This is a genomic window from Nostoc foliaceum FACHB-393 (assembly GCF_014698505.1).
Lineage (GTDB): Bacteria > Cyanobacteriota > Cyanobacteriia > Cyanobacteriales > Nostocaceae > Nostoc > Nostoc foliaceum_A.
In genome coordinates this window covers 18,785-39,649 of sequence record NZ_JACJTD010000028.1, presented here as the reverse complement: position 1 = coordinate 39,649, position 20,865 = coordinate 18,785, and the positions used below count along the sequence as shown (strand labels likewise).

Sequence of the window (20,865 nt, the reverse complement as noted above, 5' to 3'; positions counted from 1 at the left end):
CTTGGTAAGACTTACTCTGAACTACTTAGAAAGACGAGTCATTTCAAACAGTTGCTGGGCATTACTTCCTAAAAAAGCATCGAAAAGTACCTGCTTTCCAGGCTCCACTTCTACTAGATAGCGCTGGGCAATTTCATAATAGGCATAAGTCCAAGGGATCTGAGTTTCTGCGCCACTATTATCATCTAACACTGTTACCATTTCCGTTACTGCTTGAGTTGCAGTTTGCCGCAAACCACAAGCAACATTTCCCTCTATCTCTGCTTTCATTGGTACACCCAGGTTAGCCAAAGCACTGGCGGTACTATCAATGTCTGGATATTGTGGAGTATTCTGGCCGTTGACGTAGCCTGTGAAATGGTTGACACCATATCCATGCAGCAACACCCAAGCCCCATACTGAGTAACTTCATTCACCTCTTCGACAACAGAACGCTGGGGAGGTAGCCAAGGGCGGGTAAAGACTTGCTGGAATTGTTTAGCAATGGTTTCAACGTTTCCGTATTGTTTGAGAATAGTAAGGGGTGAAGTCAGTTCGTCTGGGATTGAAGATACTGTTTTAGAGATGAGTTGGGCAATATTAGCAGGCAATTCATCGACAATCAACTCGCTGATAAACAGCTTAGGTAAGTGAATTTCTTCTTGCTGCGGATGACGGTAATGACGAGCATACAGATGAGTTTGAGCAAAATTATACTCTCCAGCCGCCTCGTAACCTAAAGCTTCTGCAAGTTGCGCGAGGTAGTCAATTCCCAAGTTAACTTGACCCTGTGGAGTATCTACTAATAAACGCAGAGACCGAAAGGCGATGTGGTCATTGGTAACTGTTCCACCCGCAGCAGTAATCATTTGTTGATAGGTACGGGCATGATTTACTCTGGCGCTATATTCTTGCCAAAGTAATTTCCATAAATTAAGGGCTATTTCGGGTTTCATATAGATTAGTCATTAGTTATTAATCATTTGTCAAGGAAGGGCCAAGAGTCAAAAGTTAGGAAATCTCCCTCTGCGCACCACTCCTCACTCCCCTAATATTTTAAGAATTTAAAATCTCGCTGATAATTTGAACGGCAATTTTAATTTGGTCGCTGTCGATAACTAGAGGGGGACAGAAACGAATTGCTGCTTTACCGCAACCTAGCAATAATAAACCGCGTAAAAATGCTTCTTGGATAATGCGATCGCGCAATTTATGATCAAGATTACCCTGTTCATCCAATAAGTCCACCGCTACCATCAAACCCTTACCTCGTGGTGGTGATACTCTGGGAAATTTTTGATGCAACTGGGTAAGACTAGCTTGTAAAATTTCTCCCATCTGGGTAGCATTGGTCATCAAATCACTTTCCAGGAGTCGCAGTGTGGCAATACCAGCAGCACAAGCTACGGGATTCCCGCCAAATGTGGTCGCGTGAGAACCGGGAGGCCAAGTCATTAACTCTGGTCTAGCAAGTATCGCTCCTAATGGCAGACCACTGGCGATACCTTTAGCAGTGGTAATGATATCAGGCATGACTCCCCAATGCTCGATCGCAAATAAGCGACCAGTCCGCCCCATCCCCGCTTGCACTTCATCCACTACCATCAGAATACCGTGGCGATCGCAAATATCCCGAATCCGTTTTAAAAAACCATCTTCGGGGACGATATACCCACCCTCTCCTTGAATCGGTTCGACTACGATCGCCGCTACTTCTTGCGGTGGTAGAATTGTGCCAAATAGCTGTTGTTCCAGGTAATCCAAACTAGCGTGAGTACCATAGGGGATATGAGTCACCCCAGGAACTAAAGGCCCAAAGTTAGCTCGCTGCACTGCTTTGGAACCAGTGAGAGACATTGCCCCATAAGTGCGTCCGTGAAATGCGCCTAAGAATGCTACGATTAGCGATCGCTTGGTGTAATATCTAGCTAGTTTGATCGCTCCTTCGTTAGATTCTGCCCCGGAATTGGTGAAAAATACTTTTGCGGGAAACCCAGTATTACTCTGTGGCTGGGGAAAGGGAGCGCGAATCGCTAATTGTTCCGCTAGTTCCACCATTGGCTCATAATAAAAATCCGTCCCTGACATGTGCAGCAGACGTTCGGACTGTTCTTGAATTGCTTTGACAACTTCCGGGTGGGCGTGTCCGGTGGCGGTAACGGCAATACCTGCGGTCATATCCAGAAATACATTACCATCCACATCTTCTACCATACAGCCTTGCCCGCGAGATACAACTAACGGGTAATCGCGGGTATAAGAAGGGGAAGTTACGGCGCGATCGCGTTGTACAATTGCTTGAGCACAAGGCCCAGGTAAGGAAGTTACTAAACGTGGTGTACGAGGTAAATTTAAGTTAATAGGAATACTTAACATAATTTTTTCCAATCTTTTAAAGATTACTGATGATTAAACGCTAAAGGCTGATTGCTTACAGTAGCATTTGATTCCGTTGGTGTAAGAATTACGCATTTACCGAAAAATTAGAGTAAACGTCTGCGATTACGGAAAATTACAGATAATTTTTCATGAATCCTTAGAGGTATTTAACGAAAAAGCTTCACGGTCAAGACTTTCGAATTTTTTTAAGACTCTTGCCCGTTTTTATAACACACATTCCGCAGGTGCCGCGTCATATTGTATTTTTGAAGCATGACAGCTTCACCATTACATATCAGGCTACAAGATATTGACCTCCGTGGTATAGTCGCAGATATATGTAATGAGATGAACTTAGTAGAGCAAATCAATCGTCTACTAGGGACTCATCCTCAAAAAATCATCAATCAGTGCAGGTCAGGTTATAAAAGCAATATCTTAAATGGCTTGGGTTCGTAAGCGTCTGGTTATACTTAGAAAGAGAAATTTTTTGTAAGGTAAAGATACAGAATATTTGTTGGCAGAAGGAGAATTGCTATATGCAAAAATTAATAAAAGTCTCTGAGATAATCAACCAATTACTTGGGCATCTGGACAGAAGTTACGCCGCGATCAGTATGAAATTAAACAAGAGTTAGGACAGGGATACTTCGCTATTACTTATCTTGCTGAGGATCGGGATGGTAAGAATAATGTTGTGATAAAAACATTGAACCCGAATTTGCTTAATCAATTAAGTAACGAAGACCGCGATCGCTTCCAGTACTCACCAACCATAACTACCAGTATAATTTAGAATAAAGCAATCGTACTGTAACCTCTGTATTCCTGGGGCTAGGAACAATAATATTTTTTATGTTTCTCTACAAATTAATTATCTGACCGTAAAACTAATTAAATTGTAGGGTTAAAATTTTTTTGCAATCCAAAATTAAATACTTAAAATTGGCACAGTCTATTGCTTAATCGCAAAAAACAAGGGAAAAAATGAGTAACCTGATTCTAGTTGTAGACGACGACAATTTAATGCGATCGCATCTGTGTGAGCAATTGACAGAAGCAGGGTATCAGGTGGTAGAAGCGAGTAACGGTTTAGAGGCGATCGCTACCTATACTCGCCTCCACCCAGATATAGTACTGTTGGATGTCATGATGCCAGTGATGGATGGGTTTAGCTGCTGCGCTCAACTGCAAGCACTCCCCGATGGCAAAGAGACACCAGTGTTAATGATTACTAGTTTTTCTGATCAGGCAACCGTAGAAAAAGCTTTTGCTGTGGGTGCAACTGACTTTATTACCAAGCCGATTCAATGGCCAATATTGCGTCAAAGATTGCGCCGGATTCTGGAAGCTAGTCGGACTGTGCAGGAATTACGACAGCAAACTGCACAGGCACAATTGCGGGAAGCACAACTCACGATGGCATTAGATGCTGCTCGCATGGGCATCTGGAACTGGGATCTGCTGACGAACAAAATTTCTTGGTCAGATCATCTGGAAGCACTTTTTGGCTTAGAGAAAGGGATTTTCAACTACACCTATGAAGCTTTCATCTGCTGCATTCATCCCCACGATCGCGATTTCGTCAGGCGATCGCATCAGCAAGCTATTCGGGATGGAGTCAAATATAACATCGAATTTCGAGTTGTTTTACCCGATGGGAGAATTCGTGTTTTAGCCAGCAAAGGAGTTGCCTTTAAAGATGCATCTGGGGTGGCTGTGCAAATGTCTGGGGTATACATGGACATCACCAAGCGCAAGCAAGCCGAGGAGGCGCTAGAAGTTCGTGCTAACCAGCAAGCGATGGTGGCAGAACTAAGTCAACTGGCCCTAGCTAGTACAGACTTGACTACACTGATGAACTCATGTGTAACAATCGTCGCCCAATGCCTAAAAGTTCAGTCTTGCAAAATTTTGGAACTACTGCCAGATAATCATAGATTGCTGTTACGCGCCGGAGTCGGTTGGCAACCTGGACTTGTGGGAAAGGCAACCGTTAGCGCGGGGATAAATTCTCAAGCTGGCTACACCCTGCTTTCCAAGGAACCGGTAATTGTTAATGATCTGAGCGCCGAAACACGATTCAATGGGCCACCACTCTTACATGAGCATCAAGTGGTCAGCGGTATTAGCGTAGTGATTCATGGCAAAGAGCGTCCTTTTGGTGTATTCGGGGCACACACAACCAGACACCACACCTTCACCAAAGATGATATTTCTTTTCTCCAAGCTGTTGCCAATGTTCTAGCTACAGCCATTGAGCGCCAACACGTGGAAGACGCACTCAAAGAAAGTGAAGAACGCTGTCAGTTAGCCGTGCAGGGCAATAATGATGGCATTTGGGACTGGGATGTTAAAAATGATCAAGTTTTTTTCTCAACTCGCTGGAAGCAAATGCTTGGTTACGAAGAACATGAGATTTCCAATCATTTAGACGAATGGGCTACACGAGTGCATCCAGATGATATCGGATTTGTCAGACAAGCGATCGCCGATCACTTTGCTAAAGTTACCCCATTTTTCATCAGCGAACATCGAGTCCGGTGTAAAGATAACACCTATAAATGGGTTTTGGATCGCGGTCAGGCAGTATGGGATAAAGATAATGTAGTGCGGATGACAAATTGCTATACAGATATCACCGAACGCAAACTGGCAGAAGAACAACTGCGTCAGAGCGAAGAACGTTTCCAAATAGTTGCCCGTGCTACCAATGATCTTTTATGGGACTGGGATTTGCTGACTAATGAGGTGTGGTGGAATCAAGCTTTACAAACGCTCTTTGGTTACTCGAAAGAGGAAATAACATTCACTGCTCATTGGTGGAGTGAACACATACATCCAGAGGACAGGCAGAGAATCGCCACCCAAGCATACGCACTAATAAATAGTGGTGAAAAATTCTGGCTAAATGAATACCGCTTTCGCCGCAGTGATGGTTCTTATGCTTACGTCTTCGATCGCGGTTATGTCGTCCATGACAAAACAGGCAAACCAGTGCGGATGATGGGCGCGATGATGGATATTACCGAACGGCAAGCCGTACTACGCGATCGCAATCGGGCACAAGCAGAATTAGAACGCCAAAACTTGCGATCGCAATTGTTCGCTAATATCACCCTGAAAATTCGTCAGTCTTTACAAATCGATGATATTCTTCAAACCAGTGTCATAGAGGTGCAAAAGCTACTGCTTGCTGACCGTGTATTAATCTTGCGCCTACAGCCAAATGGCTCTTTTCTCGCTGTTCAAGAGGCAGTAGTTCCCGGTTTGCCTGTTGTGCTGGGGCAGCAAATTATCGACTCTTGCTTTCGCAACGATTACATCGAGCAGTACCGCCAAGGGCGAATTAGTTCTATTAACAATATACAAGAAGCTAATATCCAACCTTGCCACGTCGAATTGCTGCAACGATTCGCCGTTAGAGCTAACCTTGTAGTCCCAATTTTCCTCAAAAATCAACTGTGGGGGCTACTAATTGCCCATCAGTGCGCCCATCCCCGCCAGTGGACTAACTCGGAAATTGAACTTTTGCAACAGCTAGCAGATCAAATAGGTATTGCCTCATCTCAAAGCCTAATTCTAGAACAAGAAACTCGGCAAAGGCAAGAACTCACCCGTTCCAATGAAGAACTGAAACAATTTGCATTTGTCGCCTCCCACGATTTGCAAGAGCCACTGCGTAAGATTAAAACTTTTGGCGATCGGCTCAAAACGACCTGTGGCGACACATTAACCGAACAGGGGCGTGACTATCTAGAACGAATGCAGAATGCTGCATCGAGAATGCAGACATTGATTGAAGACTTGTTAACACTTTCACGAGTTACTACCAGAGCACAGCCTTTTGTATCAGTAAATCTCACAAAAATTGCCCAAGAGGTAGTATCTGATTTAGAAATTTATATCCAGCAAACTGGAGGAACTGTAGAAATAGGAGAGTTACCCACCATTAAAGCTGATCCTTTACAGATGCGTCAATTATTGCAAAACATCATTGGTAACGCTCTCAAATTCCACCGCCCACAAATACCACCTATTATTAGAATCTATAGTACAATTTTAGAGAATCAAGCAGATAACAACATATCTGCTAATTCTGAACTTTGTCAAATCATCGTAGAAGATAATGGTATTGGCTTTGATGAAAAATATCTTGATCGCATTTTTAATGTTTTTCAACGTTTGCACAGTAGCATTGAATACGAAGGTACTGGCATAGGTTTAGCGATCTGCCGGAAAATTATTGAGCGTCATCATGGAAATATCACAGCCCAAAGCCAACCTGGGCAAGGAGCGAAATTTATGATCGCATTGTCAGTTGATTCCCACTCTTAATTTTTATTCCTGGGGAGGGATTAATCCTAGATCCCAAAATTAGCTTAATTGTACAATTGCACCCTGTAATTTGTAGGACTTATGCATTGTACAAATTGGTCATGATGTTAAGTATTAATGAGATTCGATTATTTCAGGCTATTGGCAACACTACCACAGGGCTTTCTCGTTATCATAACGAAAAAATAAAACTTTCATATCTAAGACATATAAATTGCATATTTGATGCTTTATGTCAACGTAAGAGTTGCCATCTGTACCGGGTTAATAACTTGATTCATACTAATAAACGAATGCAAAGGAGACGATGCATAGTGAAGGGTCGACAAATAAACGTCACGATTTTAATGGCTGATGACGATGAAGATGACGGCATCTTGGTTCGTGAGGCGTTGGCAGAAAGTCAATTGCCAATTGAACTATACATCGTCAGAAATGGTGAAGAGTTGATGGATTATTTATATCATCGTGGTCGATATGCTAACACCAGCAGTTCACCGCATCCGGGTTTGATTTTATTAGATTTGAATATGCCAAGAATTGGCGGTCTTGAGGCGCTCAAAGAGATAAAAACTGACCCACAACTACGGCGAATTCCAGTTGTAGTACTGTCAACATCACGAAGAGAAGAAGATATATATAATACTTACCATTTTGGTGCCAACTCCTTTATCACTAAGCCAGTGGCTTTTGCCTCATTTGTTGAGGTCATGAAGACTCTAGTTAAATACTGGTTTGAAATTGTGAAGCTACCACTAGAAGCAGTGGGAGAAAAACATGGACAACAGCACCATCAAAGTTCTGTTCATTGATGATGACGAAGACGACTATATTTTGACTCGTTATTGGTTTAGTGAATTTCAGGTAGCAAACTGCCAACTGGAATGGGTAAATAATTATGAAGCAGCAAGGAATGCGATCGCTCGCCACCAACATGACATTTATCTTGTAGACTACCGTTTAGGGCCACACAATGGACTGGAACTTTTGCGCGAAGCAATTGCCAACGGCTGTTGTTCTCCAATAATTTTGCTGACAGGTCAGGGCGACTGGGAAATAGATATCGAAGCGATGAAAGCCGGAGCCGCAGATTACCTAGAAAAAAGCCAGTTGACTGCACCTTTATTAGAGCGTTCTATCCGCTATGCCATTGAACGCAAGCAAACAGAACAGAAAATCCGCGAACAAGCCGCTTTACTAGATGTTGCCACCGATGCAATTTTTGTATGTGATTTAGACGATAAAATTTTATTTTGGAACAAAGCTGCGGAGAGTCTGTACGGTTGGAAAAAAGAAGCAGCTATTAATAAAAAGATACGAGTTCTCTGGCATGAAAAACATGTGTCTCAAGTTCAAGAAGCACTCAGTATTTTGATGCAAAATGGTTCTTGGGAGGGCGAACTACAACAAAAAACAAAATCAGGTAAAGAAATTATTGTTGAAAGCCGTTGGACACTAGTACATGAATTCGGTAATCAAGCACAATCTATTCTCGTTGTTAACACTGATATTACACAGAAAAAACAACTAGAAGCACAATTTCTCCGCGCCCAGCGATTAGAAAGTATTGGCACCTTAGCCAGTGGTATCGCCCACGACCTGAATAATGTTCTTGCCCCGATTTTGATGACAGCGCAACTGTTAGAGTCACAAGTTAATGATGAGCGTTCTCGCCGACTGTTACCAATATTGATCACAAATGCAAAACGTGGGGCAAGCTTAGTTAAGCAAGTATTATCTTTTACCCGTGGGCTGGAAGGCGATCGCACAGTCTTACAATTAAAGCATTTAATAATTGAAATTCAGCAAATTATGAGAGAAACTTTTCCCAAATCCATTGAAGTTTCCACTCAAATTCCGCAAAATCTTTGGACTGTAACCGGCGATGCTACCCAACTGCATCAAGTACTGATGAATTTGTGCGTTAATGCTCGTGATGCTATGCCAAATGGTGGAACTTTAAAAATATTGGCGGAAAATCTCTTTATTGATGAAAATTACGCCAACATGCATATTGAAGCTAAAGTTGGTCACCACATTGTGATTACTGTTAGTGATGGCGGAATTGGTATTAAATCAGAAATATTAGATCGGATATTTGAGCCGTTTTTTACTACTAAAGAACTTGGTAAAGGTACTGGTCTTGGTTTGTCTACAGTACTTGGCATTATTAAAAGCCACGGTGGTTTTATTGACGTATCTAGTAAACAGGGAAAAGGTAGCCAATTTAAGGTGTATTTACCAGCACAAGAGGCGGCAGAAACTGTAGAAGAACAAGAACAGGGATTACCTTCAGGGCAAGGAGAATTAATTTTAGTCGTTGATGATGAAGCTGCCATTCGAGATGTGACAAAAACATCTCTAGAAAGCCATAATTACAAAGCAATCACAGCTAGTGATGGCATTGAAGCAATAGCCTTATATGCAGAACATCGAGATGAAATATCTCTTGTATTAACTGATATGGTTATGCCGTCTATGGATGGGATAACTACTATCCGCACCCTGCGAAAAATTAACCCAGATGTAAAAATTATTGCTGTCAGTGGGTTGAGTTCGACTGATAAAGTTAATACAGCTTATGACATGGGCATCAAAGCCTTTTTATCCAAGCCTTATACAGCTAGCCAATTATTGCAAACTATTAGCACCGTTAAAAAGAGTTAGGAGTTGGGGGTTGGGTATTGGTATTGATAATTACTAATTTGTCAAAATTGAGAGTTATAATTTAGTAACTCCTAACTCATAACTTTTAAATATTTGATTACCCATGATGAAGGATGAAGTACTAGCGGCTAATGCAGCTTTTTATCGTGCTTTTGAAAGAAAAGATATTGAGATAATGAGTGCAGTATGGTCACAAGGAACTGGTAGTTTTTGCATTCATCCTGGAAGTAATATACTGCGAGGTTGGAAAGAAATTCGCACCTCTTGGGAGCAGATATTTAAAAACACTGCTTATATCGAAATAAACACTGATATAATTGCTACAGAAATAACGGATAATATTGCCTATGTTGTACTGAGGGAAAATGTGTTCCAAGTAGTAGGTGGAAGAAGACTTGAAGCACAATCAACAGCTACAAATGTATTTCATTTTCTTGGTGGAAAGTGGTATTTAGTTCATCATCACGGTAGCCCAATTTTGCGGTGAGGAAGTGGGGGATAGAGAAGGAAAGGGATATCGTGTCTGGTTAAAGACTTATCATTTAGACCGCAGGGAGCAGGGAGCAGGGGGCAGGGGGAAAGAGGCTTTTGCGCTTTTTGCACAGATGCGGGAATTATAACTAATTAGGCGGACATGATATGACTAATCAACTCTACTGCATCTCGTCCATCGCAATTTTGTAAGTAAACTTTGACAACTTCTTCTTTAGCAGTAGGCAATTTCTTGCCAATAAAATCTGGATGAATTGGTAATTCTCGATGACCCCTATCTACTAACACAGCTAAACGAATCACTTCTGGTCTACCGTAGTCGTTGACTGCATTTAAAGCAGCGCGAATCGTTCGTCCTTTGAAAATCACATCATCCACCAGTACAACTGTTTTTCCCGTAAGGTCAAAAGGAATTTCGCTTTTCGTTGGAGTCCGCAATCCAATTTTGTCGAGGTCATCTCGATAAAATGTAATGTCCAAAGCGCCGACTGACACGGCTACACCTTCCAGCGTCTCAATTTGACGCGCCAACAACTCGGCTAATAAAGCGCCTCTGGTATAAATACCAAGAAGTACCAGTTGAGACAAATCACGTGTCCTTTCCACAATTTGAGAGGCAAGACGAGTCAAGGTACGACGGATTTCTTCGGATGAGAGAATTTCAACTACTTTGGCAGACATAGCGAGTGATAAGTTAAGGGTGATGAGTTAAGAGTTAGGAGTTTTGATTATTTAACATTTATCTTTATCGATTGGGGAGTATTAAGAATATAGCGATCGCTATTCCTAACCATAGCAAAGAACAATATCGAGTCAGCTGTAAAGCATTTTGAATGGAAGTTACAGTAATGGGATAAATAGCATCTCCTAGCAGTGGTTTGTACTTAGCTGTCCCGCGATACCAATTTGTACCCCCCATCTGCACACCCAAGAAAGCAGCATAGGCGCACTCACTCCAGCCAGAATTGGGACTAGGGTCATTAATTGCATCCCGACGACAAATTCGCCAAACATGCATCGGTTTACCAGATAACAGCGCCACAGTCACGACTGTTAACCGACAAGGTAGCCAAGTTAAACAATCTTCCAACCGCGCACAAAACCATCCCAAATAAGTATAGGGTGCTTCTCGGTAGCCCACCATTGAATCAAGGGTACTACTGGCTTTGTATGCTAAAGCCAAGGGAGTTGCCCCCACGATTGGTATAAAGATACCAACAATTGCATAAAAAAGCGGAGCCATCACCCCATCGGTAGCATTTTCTGCAACCGTTTCTAAAACGGCTCGCAAAATTTCTGCTTGTGAAAGCTTTTGTGTATCTCGACCAACGTAATTACTTAAAACTTTACGAGCCTTCTCTAAATCTCCCGCTGTTAAAGGTTCTAAAACAGCCACCGCTGCTGTTCGCAAACTTCTGCCAGCAAAACAACTAGCCAAAAGAATGCTATCTATTGCAATTCCCAATAACGGATGAACCCATCTGGCACTATGAATAATCAAAAAGCCAACAAGACCGCTACCAATTATTAGGATAAGACCTAGGGCAATTCCAGCTAGGCGTTGTGTTAGAGAATTTTGACACAATTGGAGAAAAAATTTCGTCAAGTGAGAAATTGCCCACCCCATAATTTGCACTGGATGAGGCCAATTCCAAGGATCGCCAATTAAGTAATCTAAAAGTGCAGCAATTATTAAGATATAGATGCTTTTAGTCATAAGTTACGAGTCAAGGGTTAAGAATCAAGGGTCAATATTTGGACTATTGACTCTTGACTAAACCACAAAACTAGCTTCTTCTCCAAGGGAAGCTTGCCAGCTACGAGCATCGTAATAAAGGTCTGCCAAAGTAATACTGTACAAAGCTTCTTTGAGCTTTTGGTTGAGTCTCTGCCAAAGGCTAAATGTTACCCAATCTTCAGCTTGTCCAGGTGCTGGGGTGTGATGGGGTAAATGGCTAGTCTCGCCCACTGCTTCTAAAATTTGTCCTATAGATATTTGTGCAGGCTCTCTTGCTAATTGGTACCCGCCGATGCTACCACGAATTGATTTTACTAAAGACGCACGACGCATTTCTATTAGTAGTTTTTCGAGGTAAGGAGCTGGGATATCTTGGCGTTTAGCGATCGCTCTCACAGATACTGGGCCATATTTTGGCTGTAAACTCAAATCTAGCAGTGCCTTCACACTGTAGTGTCCTCTGGTAGTTAGTTTCATTTTGGCCAGCTTGATTGTTTGATTTTTTGTCTTTTGTCATTTGTAAATAACCAATGACTAAGGATCAGTTTTACTTATCATTCTGTGACTCAGTTATCATCCTCAGCAAGTAAACGACTTTTTGAGCGTTAGTTTAGAAAACTTAAAACTTGTATAGTCTAGCAGTGATTCACTAACTATATATATATAGTTATCAGCATTGCCAGCATTATCTAAAATAGATTGTCTTGGCAATATTGGTAATGGCATAACAATTGTGCCTATGAGTGTAATATACTTGGCTAGGTTGAGATAAAAACTAAAGGATTATGTTCCTATTAGCTCAACCTCAGCTAAAATAAAATCGATTCAAACACTTCAAACATTCATTTTCGACCTAAGTTGATGCCTAAACAGAAAAAAATTGAACCCCTACTCGGTGAAGAACTGCTCAAAAAAGTTAAAGAGCTAGAGAGCGAGAGCAAAGAAGACAAAGCCAAGAAGTGCGGCTACTATACCGTTACCAAAAATGGTATAGAGCGCGTCAATATGATGAAGTTCTTAAATGCCCTAATTGATGCCGAAGGCATTCAGTTGGACAGTACACCCAGTGCTAATGGGCGCGGTGGACGTAGTGCTAGCTATAGAATTAGTGTGCAATCGAATGGTAACTTACTTATAGGTTCAGCTTATACAAAACAGATGAATCTGAAACCAGGAGATGAGTTTTTGATCACTTTAGGCAAAAAGCACATTCGTCTGAGACAGGTAGACCCAGAAGATCGGGAAGATGATGAAACCATAGAAGCCACTGCTTAATAAATAGTCATTAGTCAATTGTCATTTGTGAAACCAATGACTAATGACCAATGACTAATGACTAATGACTAATAACTATATCTGTGGTGGGTAAGACTGGTAAATAGTGGCGAAGTGCCTTGCGCGTAACTGCTAAATTGCAGGTTAGTGCAATTTGCTCTCTTTCTAGTAAACCCAAAATGCGATCAGGTTTGTCTCGTGCTACCACTGGTAATTGATGCAAACCTCGAAGACTCATGCGGTCTAGAGCTTCAGATAATAGTTCATCCTGCCATGCATAAAGGATTTCAGTAGTACAAATGTCTATGAGGGTTTGACTCGATAAATTATCTGGAATTTCAGTTAAGGAATTTGGGTAAGTTTGCCAAATAGCAAGGGCACGGTTAATATCTTCCAGAGAAAGTATACCAACTAATTGCTCTGCTTCATCAATTACTAAAGCACTGCGGACGCGATCGCGGATCATTTCCACAGCTGCATCTAACACTCCAAGAGTTGCAGGTAATTTTTTTGGGCAGGGATACATCGCATCTTCTACCAAAATTTGCTGCACGATTTCCGCTTGTTCATCTTTCAATTCCGAAAGACCAATCTGTTGTAAGTTAGAGTTAGAGTTAAAAGTTGGTTTAATCCTTTCTACTAGCCAAACACTCAAACCCACAGCTGCCATCAACGGTAAAACAATGCGATAGTCGCGGGTTAATTCAAACAGCATTAAAATAGCCGTTAACGGTGCTCTGACACTAGCAGCTAGTACTGCTGCCATTCCCACCATTGCGTAAGCTGGGGGAGCCGCCATTTGATCGCAAATTGTCGGGAATGCCACAGCCAAAATTTTGGCGTAAGCCGAGCCAAAAGAAGCACCTAAAAACATTGCTGGTGCGAACAAACCGCCGATAAAACCACTACCTGTACTAATTGCAGTCATCAGTAGCTTCACGACCAACAGCACCACTAACAGGTAGAGTGGAAACTCCACATCCTGAAGCATTGCTTCTACAGTTTCATAACCGACACCTAAAATTTGCGGGAAGTGCAAAGCAACTGCGCCAATCATCACACCGCCAATAATGGGATGAATCGGCTGAGGAATTCGTCCCAAAACTTCAAATCCTGGAACCTTTCCAGCAAAGCAGGCTTTTGCTCCCCGAATTGATTGAGTATAAGCCAGAGAAACTAGGCTGGCCCCTAAACCCAAGCCAAGATAAAGGGGTAATTCCAAAGGACTGAGGACTTGGTAAGCAGGTAAATCAAAAGCTGGTTGTGCCCCCAAACCAATTTGGGCAATTAGTGCTGCTACCACCGCCGCTAGCAGTACCACACTCACAGCAGAAGTAGCGAAAGATGTCGCTCCCATCACCACCTCTAGGGCAAAAAATACCCCAGCGATGGGAGCATTAAATCCAGCCGCAAGTCCAGCCGCCGCGCCAGCACCTAAAAGCAAACGTTGTCGTTCTTGAGATACATTCAGGATCACAGAGAACAACATCCCAAAATTTGCGCCAATTTCTACACTCGGCCCCTCTGGCCCCAAAGAAGCACCGCTTCCCAAAGAAACAGATGCAGCCAGCATCTTCGTAACTGGTCGTAGTGGTCGCCTAATCTCTGTTCCCTGAGAAGCGGCAATGAGAGATGAAAGTCCAGGGCCAAAGTCTTGAGTGCGCCAGCGCATCAAGCCAACGATTAATCCGCCAAGGGTTGGAACGCAGGCTAAAGTCCAAGCACCCCAGACACCGATTTGACCCATTAAATTTTCCAGCATCAGCTGGTGAATCAACTGGATTAAATAGTGAAAGGTGACTACACCCATACCTGTACCACCGCCAATGAGCATGGCTAAAAACAGGACAACGGTTTCTGGGGATGGTTGAAAACGATTAATGAGGTGAGCTAAACGAGCGGAAGGTGTAGGAAAGGCAGGTTGTTCCGTTACCTTCCTCAGTTGAGTGGGAGGCAAGAGAGTCATTGAGAGGCGGGGTAAATGTAAGAAAAAATTTAAATTTTTATCTGTTACTTCTCATTGTGAGCCATTATTTAGCAACCAGACAAGTAGACTTTATTTGCTTGATTTACAAACCTTTAGCAAAAAATGTCGTTGTGCAAAATTTTTGTGGGGAGAATGGTTAAATGGGAGACAATTGTTATTTGAGGGTCAACTATAGCTAGTAGGGTGCGAGTGAGCGCCAACGCTATTCTTTCTAGAGATAACAGAGTTTTTGTCGGCTGGGTGGACGCACCCGCAAACATTAACAAGGAGTCATCCTTGCCGAAATCTAGTTATACTCGTGTTGCGACCATTGAGCCATCTTTGGTAGTAATACAATGTATGTGTGATTTATGGCTGATTTCAGACCACACATTGATCCCAATTCAATATAGCTATTGTTATAGAGCGAGTAAATGGACTAGGCGGACGAGGTAAATGAATATACACACCTTTGATAATCATTATGTTACTTGCCCAATTTGCCAAAGAAATGCTACGCCCAAACCAGTTAAAACTCGCATGGGCTTGTTTTGCTGTCCCTATTGCCAGGAACGGCTAGTAGTTTGCCAAAGCGGTCATTATGTCCGCGATCCGTTTACTTGGAGACAATTGATGATGTCTTCGGCGCTACGTCGGCAAAGCCGACCTTTAGCTAGGATTATCAGAGATTTTGTCTTGCTCAAGCGTCCTATGGTAGCCTTGGCTGTAGGAAGTGCCATTTTCTTTAGTGCGATCGCCCTGACTCAAGAAAGGACAAACTACGATAACCAAATTTTTCCCACAACAGAGAAAGTTAATAAACCAGAAAACAAAACTCAGTAAATGGAATACCTTGGTATAAATCAAATCTTACTTTGATTTTTGTAAATATTATAACTAAATACTTCTATGAAACCGTGTCTTATTCGCCCCAAATAGGACACGGTTTTACATCATGTCCGCTTAAAGTAATTCGAGTGTGAGCAAGGAGACAAAATTTTATTTATGGTGATTGAGCGATTTAAGGACGGTAAAGCTAAAAAGATATACCACCGATTTCGAGAGAAAGGCCGCATGATGCCTGAAGGTTTGAAATACTTTGATAGCTGGGTTTAGGTCAACTATGATCGTTGCTTTCAGGCGTTCGGCTCTGACTCAATGTCTAATTAGAGGTAGCAGCCCCTAATCAGCCAGAGCATTATGAACGAGAGAATAAGTAAGATCCCTGATGTCTTAAGTTGAGTTGACACTTGAAATAATCTTGCTGAAAAACGGGAAGACTATGGTTACTACCTAATGGGCAAATTTCCATGAAAATCCTGAACAGCAAAATGCTCAAAAAATCTCTACTTAACTGTCTGATTTTGCCTTTTTCTCTAGTGCCCGCGATGTGTGTGGGAACGCTTTTTAATTCCCAAGCCAATGCTTTACCAGGGCAAAGTACAGAGGAAGTAGGCACCTGGATTAAAGCCCATCCCACACTCCGTCCCAGAAGTGGGGAGCAATTATTTGTGCAAAAGAGTGATACTGCTGCCCAACGTTTCACTTTTCAAGCGTCGGTATTGCCTCCCGGTAGGGTGGAATTTTCCAAAGACCGTGGCAGAATTCGGAGTGAGCGAATTTCTATGTATGATGCCATTAACGGGATGACATTTGCCCGTCTCCAAGAATCCTTGCGGGTGATTTATGGCTTGGAGATTTATCAAGACTACGATCGCGCCCAAGTCGTGTATCAGTATCCCAACCAAAAGGTAGTTAACTCGGCGCGTCTTGCCAAAACTCCAATTCGGGAAGCTTTAAAGGGAGAATTACGAGTAGGCGATCGCTATGTATATTGGGTGGAAATTGCCCAACCCAAGACTGGCAAAGCTTTTACCGGTCAAATGACAGTTTTGCTCAAAACTGACTTAGACAAGTTAGAAAGTGAACTGCAAATTCGGTAATGGGCGTTGGGCATTGGGCATTGGTTATTCCCCGTGTCTGCCTTGTCCCCTCATCCCCTTTGCCCCACTCATCTCTTCTCATTTAAATATTACTGAATTGGTGTTCTACAACTTCCCCAATCCCATAGGAGAGAGGGTCTGCCATATACCCGAAAAGATACTTTCAGATGCTAAGGAAATTCGTAATAAATCTTCCTTCAGTAGTGGTGGCCAATCTATCCCGGCTTTACGCCCTGCGGCAAATAGCTGTTGCGCCTTAATACTTAACTGATAAAGGGCCAAAGCCAGTTCTCGGTCTAGGCTCTTTGCATCTTTGAGGGCTTCAAACACCACTTTCAATGCCAACAAAATTGAGGTGATCTGACCGGGTACCGGTGGTTTCCCCTGTTTCATACGCGTTAACAGCGCATCTGGGTTTTCCTCGGTTGTGATTGTCTGATCTATGAGGAGTTTCCGAGCTGTTTCGTAATTCATGTAGTCAGTTTAGCGTACATTTTGCTTCAGCAGGAATACCTAATTAAAAAGTCATAAAACTGGCTTTTAGTTATTTATAGCAATCTCATTTGATTTGTGAAAAGATAAACTTGGAGAAAATGATGCGGGATTTGCGATACTCTAGTTAACCAGATAGACCATATCTTTGAAAAATACGCCCTGCTTGGAATCAGAAGCAAAATGATATCACCGAATTTACTAGAAATTGAGCGCTCCGTCCGTGCCTTGTCTGTAGAAGAACAACTTTGGCTGCTAGAAAGTATTGCTCGACAAATCCGAGAAAGTGAGTATAAAAAAGATAATTTGGCTGATGTGGAAAATTCAGAAGACCAACTGGACGTGATAGCTAATGAGGTAAAGATTCCAACAGAAATTACTGCTATAACTGATGAATTTGCAATTTCAGAAATCCTCTGATCTGGAAAAGTAAAAATTATGAGTTTGGTAGATTTAAAAAGTCAAATATACAAGTTATCGGTGAGCGATCGCTTAAAATTGCTGATTGCGTTGGCGAAGCCTTGCCGAAGGCATCGTCTGTTGACAGCAACGCGATCATAAAAAGCAGCTTCTAAATTGATCATCTGTGGTATTTGGCAGTAATAGCGATCGCAATCATCAGATTATTACCGCTATAGTTAATTTGGGAATTTTGATGGAAAGTTAACATTAAATTATAAATTGGCTCTATTTGACGATATATAGTTGCCAATCAATAAGTAGCATAGATAACTTTCGCATTTAGTCTTGTAGATTGATTTTTGTTTCATTAGTCTTTACGATTAAACCCCATCATGATACGTCAGTGGGGTAAATACGCTTCTATGATGTTGCTGATTAATAGGGCAAGAGAGACGATCTCGGAAAAACAACTGATCAAGGGTGCTCATTACATTGTTTGAAGTTATGTAGCCTTTTGATTACGGCCTATCAACCACTGCGGTAAACTATGCGTTGATTATGATTCTTTCGCAGAGAAGAACACTCGGAAGGAGCGGCTTTTTCAATGTCTCATACCGTAAAAATCTACGATACCTGCATTGGCTGTACCCAATGCGTCCGCGCTTGCCCTACTGATGTACTAGAGATGGTTCCTTGGGATGGCTGTAAAGCTGCTCAAATTGCCTCTTCACCCCGTACAGAAGACTGCGTGGGCTGTAAGCGCTGCGAAACCGCTTGTCCCACTGACTTTTTGAGCATCCGGGTTTACCTGGGCGCTGAAACAACTCGCAGTATGGGTCTGGCTTACTAAAAAGCTCAGTGCTGAGTCACCGAACTCCTGATCGCGATGCAGGTCTACTGCCCAACCGTTCTTCCAGAACTGTTGCCTTGTATCCTTCGGACTCAAGGAAGAGGCGCAAGCCTTTGCACCTCTTTGCAGTGATACAGACCATCGAAGAAAGCCTCCGTTCAGAGTTCTCGCTGAGTTCAGAGTCTTGAGTCCTGAGGCAAAAGAAGTAAATCAAAAAAACAATTTCTTGATTCTTCACTCAGCACTCAGAACTCAGAACTCAGTGTTCAAGAATTTTAAAGTTTCTTTATAGCAAGCATCTTTAGCAATACCTAGTGGTAGAGGGAGTTAATTACTCCCTTTTTTCTTTGCAAAACGTCGAGTTTGTGGTGAACACTATACTGGATTTAATCATCCTGAAAAAAAGTGGTGTGAACAATGTGCGGAATCGTTGGATATATAGGCACTCAAGCGGCGACAGACATTTTACTAGCTGGGCTGGAAAAACTGGAGTACAGGGGCTATGATTCGGCTGGAATCGCTACTGTTTGGGAAGGTGAGGTTAATTGTGTACGGGCAAAGGGCAAACTGCATAACCTGCGTTCTAAACTGGAACAAATAGAAACCCCTGCCCAAATTGGTATTGGTCACACACGCTGGGCAACTCATGGTAAACCAGAAGAGTACAACGCCCATCCCCATTTGGATACGGCAAAGCGAGTGGCGGTAGTGCAAAATGGCATTATCGAAAATTATCGCGAATTACGCGAGGAACTCAAAGTAAAAGGACACGAATTTCGCTCTGAAACCGATACCGAAGTCATTCCCCATCTCATAGCCGAATTTTTAAAGGATCTTCCCCCCTCTTCTCCTTCATCTGCCTCATCTCCCTTCCTAGAGGCAATTCGTCAAGCCGTTAACCACTTACGCGGGGCGTTTGCACTTGCAGTTATTTCTGCTGACTACCCCGATGAATTGATTGTTGTCCGCCAACAGGCACCTTTGGTAATTGGTTTTGGTCAAGGGGAGTTCTTTTGTGCATCTGACACGCCAGCGATCGTTGCCTACACCCGTGCAGTGCTACCTCTGGAAAATGGAGAGATTGCCCGTCTCACACCTTTGGGCGTTGAGATTTACAATTTTGCTGGCGATAGGCTGAAAAAACAACCCCGGCTACTCAACTTCAATCCTGCAATGGTAGAAAAGCAGGGGTTCAAACACTTCATGCTCAAAGAAATCCATGAGCAACCAGGGGTAGTCAGAGCTAGTTTAGACGCTTACTTTAATCCAGGCGAATCTACCGAATCGCCAATCAATCTTGGTTTACCTGGAGATTTATACACCGATTTAGAACAAATTCAGATCCTCGCTTGTGGTACAAGTTGGCACGCAGCATTAATAGGAAAATATTTAATCGAACAATTAGCAGGAATTACAACTCAGGTACATTACGCTTCTGAGTATCGCTATGCACCATCACCTTTGACATCTAATACTTTGATCATTGGTGTTACCCAATCAGGCGAAACCGCTGATACCCTAGCAGCTTTGGCGATGGAAAAAGAACGTCGCCAAGGAAAAGAACCTAAATATCAAGCGCGACTACTAGGCATTACTAATCGCCCCGAAAGCAGCCTTGGTGATATGGTACCGCATATCATCAGTACCCTAGCGGGAATTGAAATTGGGGTAGCGGCGACAAAAACTTTTACCGCCCAACTGATGGCATTTTATGCTTTGGCATTGGATTTAGCTGCTCGTCGCCAGACAGTTTCAAAAGATACATTAGAGAAAATTATTAATGGGTTGCGGCAGATTCCCAAAGAAATTGAGGCAACTTTAGAAACTCAGGAACGTTTAACCGAACAGCTAGCCCATGAATTCGCCGAAACCCAAGATTTCATTTTTGTGGGAAGGGGAATTAACTTTCCTATTGCTTTGGAAGGGGCGTTGAAATTAAAAGAAATCAGCTATATTCACGCCGAAGGGTATCCGGCTGGAGAGATGAAACATGGCCCGATCGCTCTATTAGATGCGAAAGTACCAGTAGTTGCGATCGCAATTCCTGGTAGTGTTTACGAAAAAGTTATTTCTAATGCTCAAGAAGCCAAAGCTAGAGATTCTCGGTTAATTGGCGTGACTCCCGTCAACGATGGCGAAGCTGCGGAAATCTTTAACGATCTTCTTCCCGTCTCTCATGTGGAAGAATTACTTTCTCCAATTCTGACAGTAGTTCCTTTGCAATTATTGGCTTATCATATTGCCGCCCGTCGCGGTTTGGATGTCGATCAGCCCCGGAATTTGGCCAAGTCTGTAACGGTGGAATAGTTTATTAATAGAGGTAGTAGCGTCTGGGCGCTACTA

General features: G+C 42.6%; 19 protein-coding genes and 1 pseudogene. 12 read left to right on the top strand and 8 right to left on the bottom strand.

Going from position 1 to position 20,865, the window contains the following annotated elements:
• Positions 1-21: 21 nt before the first annotated feature.
• Both H6G92_RS21915 and H6G92_RS21910 read right to left on the bottom strand, forming a co-directional pair.
• Positions 22-936, bottom strand: coding sequence for a DUF1338 domain-containing protein (locus H6G92_RS21915; RefSeq protein ID WP_190895709.1), 915 nt, complete (start codon positions 934-936; stop codon positions 22-24).
• A gap of 100 nt (positions 937-1,036) precedes the next feature.
• A complete protein-coding gene (locus H6G92_RS21910) occupies positions 1,037-2,356 on the bottom strand; it encodes an acetyl ornithine aminotransferase family protein (protein ID WP_190895708.1) in 1,320 nt (439 codons plus the stop codon).
• A gap of 276 nt (positions 2,357-2,632) precedes the next feature.
• On the opposite strand from H6G92_RS21910, the pseudogene H6G92_RS21905 reads away from it, so the two are divergent.
• The 5 genes and pseudogenes from H6G92_RS21905 to H6G92_RS21885 all read left to right on the top strand — a co-directional run.
• Positions 2,633-2,888 (top strand): annotated as a pseudogene (locus H6G92_RS21905) (DUF4277 domain-containing protein); the annotation flags it as partial.
• 458 nt (positions 2,889-3,346) lie between these two features.
• The gene (locus tag H6G92_RS21900; protein ID WP_190895706.1) at positions 3,347-6,697 is read left to right on the top strand and encodes a PAS domain-containing protein; all 3,351 of its coding nucleotides are present in this window, start codon (positions 3,347-3,349) and stop codon (positions 6,695-6,697) included.
• Between the two features lie 314 nt (positions 6,698-7,011).
• Positions 7,012-7,509, top strand: a complete 498-nt coding sequence (locus H6G92_RS21895; protein ID WP_190895705.1) for a response regulator — start codon at positions 7,012-7,014, stop codon at positions 7,507-7,509.
• On the top strand, positions 7,475-9,364 hold the full coding sequence (locus tag H6G92_RS21890) for a hybrid sensor histidine kinase/response regulator (RefSeq protein ID WP_190895704.1): 1,890 nt from the start codon (positions 7,475-7,477) through the stop codon (positions 9,362-9,364). Before H6G92_RS21895 ends, H6G92_RS21890 begins: the two co-directional genes overlap by 35 nt.
• Before the next feature lie 103 nt (positions 9,365-9,467).
• Entirely contained in the window at positions 9,468-9,851 is a 384-nt protein-coding gene (locus H6G92_RS21885; RefSeq protein WP_190895703.1) for a nuclear transport factor 2 family protein, read from the top strand.
• A gap of 137 nt (positions 9,852-9,988) precedes the next feature.
• Here H6G92_RS21885 and pyrR read toward each other — a convergent pair whose 3' ends face one another.
• From pyrR to H6G92_RS21870, 3 genes are all read right to left on the bottom strand, one after another.
• Complete coding sequence (gene pyrR / locus H6G92_RS21880) at positions 9,989-10,537, bottom strand: bifunctional pyr operon transcriptional regulator/uracil phosphoribosyltransferase PyrR (protein ID WP_190895702.1); 549 nt, start codon at positions 10,535-10,537, stop codon at positions 9,989-9,991.
• A 64-nt stretch (positions 10,538-10,601) separates the two neighbouring features.
• The gene (gene cbiB, locus H6G92_RS21875) at positions 10,602-11,573 is read right to left on the bottom strand and encodes an adenosylcobinamide-phosphate synthase CbiB (protein WP_190895701.1); all 972 of its coding nucleotides are present in this window, start codon (positions 11,571-11,573) and stop codon (positions 10,602-10,604) included.
• 57 nt (positions 11,574-11,630) lie between these two features.
• On the bottom strand, positions 11,631-12,071 hold the full coding sequence (locus tag H6G92_RS21870) for an Rrf2 family transcriptional regulator (protein ID WP_190895700.1): 441 nt from the start codon (positions 12,069-12,071) through the stop codon (positions 11,631-11,633).
• A 384-nt stretch (positions 12,072-12,455) separates the two neighbouring features.
• Here H6G92_RS21870 and H6G92_RS21865 point away from each other — a divergent pair, with 384 nt between their 5' ends.
• Positions 12,456-12,869: an AbrB family transcriptional regulator gene (locus H6G92_RS21865; RefSeq protein WP_190895699.1), complete on the top strand. Its 414-nt coding sequence runs from the start codon at positions 12,456-12,458 to the stop codon at positions 12,867-12,869.
• A 61-nt stretch (positions 12,870-12,930) separates the two neighbouring features.
• Here H6G92_RS21865 and H6G92_RS21860 read toward each other — a convergent pair whose 3' ends face one another.
• Positions 12,931-14,835: a chloride channel protein gene (locus H6G92_RS21860; RefSeq protein ID WP_190895698.1), complete on the bottom strand. Its 1,905-nt coding sequence runs from the start codon at positions 14,833-14,835 to the stop codon at positions 12,931-12,933.
• Between the two features lie 456 nt (positions 14,836-15,291).
• Here H6G92_RS21860 and H6G92_RS21855 point away from each other — a divergent pair, with 456 nt between their 5' ends.
• The 3 genes from H6G92_RS21855 to H6G92_RS21845 all read left to right on the top strand — a co-directional run bounded on the left by H6G92_RS21855 (position 15,292) and on the right by H6G92_RS21845 (position 16,778).
• Positions 15,292-15,678, top strand: a complete 387-nt coding sequence (locus H6G92_RS21855; RefSeq protein WP_190895697.1) for a hypothetical protein — start codon at positions 15,292-15,294, stop codon at positions 15,676-15,678.
• Positions 15,679-15,840: 162 nt separating this feature from the next.
• The gene (locus tag H6G92_RS21850) at positions 15,841-15,951 is read left to right on the top strand and encodes a DUF3303 domain-containing protein (RefSeq protein WP_199344922.1); all 111 of its coding nucleotides are present in this window, start codon (positions 15,841-15,843) and stop codon (positions 15,949-15,951) included.
• Between the two features lie 215 nt (positions 15,952-16,166).
• Positions 16,167-16,778 carry a hypothetical protein gene (locus tag H6G92_RS21845; protein ID WP_190895756.1) on the top strand — a complete coding sequence of 204 codons (612 nt, stop codon included), beginning with the start codon at positions 16,167-16,169 and terminating at the stop codon, positions 16,776-16,778.
• 105 nt (positions 16,779-16,883) lie between these two features.
• Here H6G92_RS21845 and H6G92_RS21840 read toward each other — a convergent pair whose 3' ends face one another.
• Positions 16,884-17,252: a Dethiobiotin synthetase gene (locus tag H6G92_RS21840; protein ID WP_190895696.1), complete on the bottom strand. Its 369-nt coding sequence runs from the start codon at positions 17,250-17,252 to the stop codon at positions 16,884-16,886.
• A gap of 201 nt (positions 17,253-17,453) precedes the next feature.
• On the opposite strand from H6G92_RS21840, the gene H6G92_RS21835 reads away from it, so the two are divergent.
• The gene (locus tag H6G92_RS21835; protein ID WP_190895695.1) at positions 17,454-17,690 is read left to right on the top strand and encodes a hypothetical protein; all 237 of its coding nucleotides are present in this window, start codon (positions 17,454-17,456) and stop codon (positions 17,688-17,690) included.
• A 41-nt stretch (positions 17,691-17,731) separates the two neighbouring features.
• Here H6G92_RS21835 and H6G92_RS40420 read toward each other — a convergent pair whose 3' ends face one another.
• Positions 17,732-17,854: a hypothetical protein gene (locus tag H6G92_RS40420; protein WP_277926771.1), complete on the bottom strand. Its 123-nt coding sequence runs from the start codon at positions 17,852-17,854 to the stop codon at positions 17,732-17,734.
• A 422-nt stretch (positions 17,855-18,276) separates the two neighbouring features.
• On the opposite strand from H6G92_RS40420, the gene psaC reads away from it, so the two are divergent.
• Both psaC and glmS read left to right on the top strand, forming a co-directional pair.
• Positions 18,277-18,522, top strand: a complete 246-nt coding sequence (psaC, locus tag H6G92_RS21830; RefSeq protein ID WP_012411495.1) for a photosystem I iron-sulfur center protein PsaC — start codon at positions 18,277-18,279, stop codon at positions 18,520-18,522.
• A 417-nt stretch (positions 18,523-18,939) separates the two neighbouring features.
• On the top strand, positions 18,940-20,829 hold the full coding sequence (glmS, locus tag H6G92_RS21825) for a glutamine--fructose-6-phosphate transaminase (isomerizing) (protein WP_190895694.1): 1,890 nt from the start codon (positions 18,940-18,942) through the stop codon (positions 20,827-20,829).
• The last annotated feature ends 36 nt before the right edge of the window (positions 20,830-20,865 follow it).

Bases quoted from the DNA above. Each gene is read 5' to 3' on its own strand.
- H6G92_RS21915 (WP_190895709.1), bottom strand. From the start codon at position 936: ATGAAACCCGAAATAGCCCTTAATTTATGGAAATTACTTTGGCAAGAA.
- H6G92_RS21910 (WP_190895708.1), bottom strand. From the start codon at position 2,356: ATGTTAAGTATTCCTATTAACTTAAATTTACCTCGTACACCACGTTTA.
- H6G92_RS21900 (WP_190895706.1), top strand. From the start codon at position 3,347: ATGAGTAACCTGATTCTAGTTGTAGACGACGACAATTTAATGCGATCG.
- H6G92_RS21890 (WP_190895704.1), top strand. From the start codon at position 7,475: ATGGACAACAGCACCATCAAAGTTCTGTTCATTGATGATGACGAAGAC.
- H6G92_RS21885 (WP_190895703.1), top strand. From the start codon at position 9,468: ATGATGAAGGATGAAGTACTAGCGGCTAATGCAGCTTTTTATCGTGCT.
- pyrR (WP_190895702.1), bottom strand. From the start codon at position 10,537: ATGTCTGCCAAAGTAGTTGAAATTCTCTCATCCGAAGAAATCCGTCGT.
- cbiB (WP_190895701.1), bottom strand. From the start codon at position 11,573: ATGACTAAAAGCATCTATATCTTAATAATTGCTGCACTTTTAGATTAC.
- H6G92_RS21870 (WP_190895700.1), bottom strand. From the start codon at position 12,071: ATGAAACTAACTACCAGAGGACACTACAGTGTGAAGGCACTGCTAGAT.
- H6G92_RS21865 (WP_190895699.1), top strand. From the start codon at position 12,456: ATGCCTAAACAGAAAAAAATTGAACCCCTACTCGGTGAAGAACTGCTC.
- H6G92_RS21860 (WP_190895698.1), bottom strand. From the start codon at position 14,835: ATGACTCTCTTGCCTCCCACTCAACTGAGGAAGGTAACGGAACAACCT.
- H6G92_RS21855 (WP_190895697.1), top strand. From the start codon at position 15,292: ATGAATATACACACCTTTGATAATCATTATGTTACTTGCCCAATTTGC.
- H6G92_RS21850 (WP_199344922.1), top strand. From the start codon at position 15,841: ATGGTGATTGAGCGATTTAAGGACGGTAAAGCTAAAAAGATATACCAC.
- H6G92_RS21845 (WP_190895756.1), top strand. From the start codon at position 16,167: ATGCTCAAAAAATCTCTACTTAACTGTCTGATTTTGCCTTTTTCTCTA.
- H6G92_RS21840 (WP_190895696.1), bottom strand. From the start codon at position 17,252: ATGAATTACGAAACAGCTCGGAAACTCCTCATAGATCAGACAATCACA.
- H6G92_RS21835 (WP_190895695.1), top strand. From the start codon at position 17,454: ATGATATCACCGAATTTACTAGAAATTGAGCGCTCCGTCCGTGCCTTG.
- H6G92_RS40420 (WP_277926771.1), bottom strand. From the start codon at position 17,854: ATGATCAATTTAGAAGCTGCTTTTTATGATCGCGTTGCTGTCAACAGA.
- psaC (WP_012411495.1), top strand. From the start codon at position 18,277: ATGTCTCATACCGTAAAAATCTACGATACCTGCATTGGCTGTACCCAA.
- glmS (WP_190895694.1), top strand. From the start codon at position 18,940: ATGTGCGGAATCGTTGGATATATAGGCACTCAAGCGGCGACAGACATT.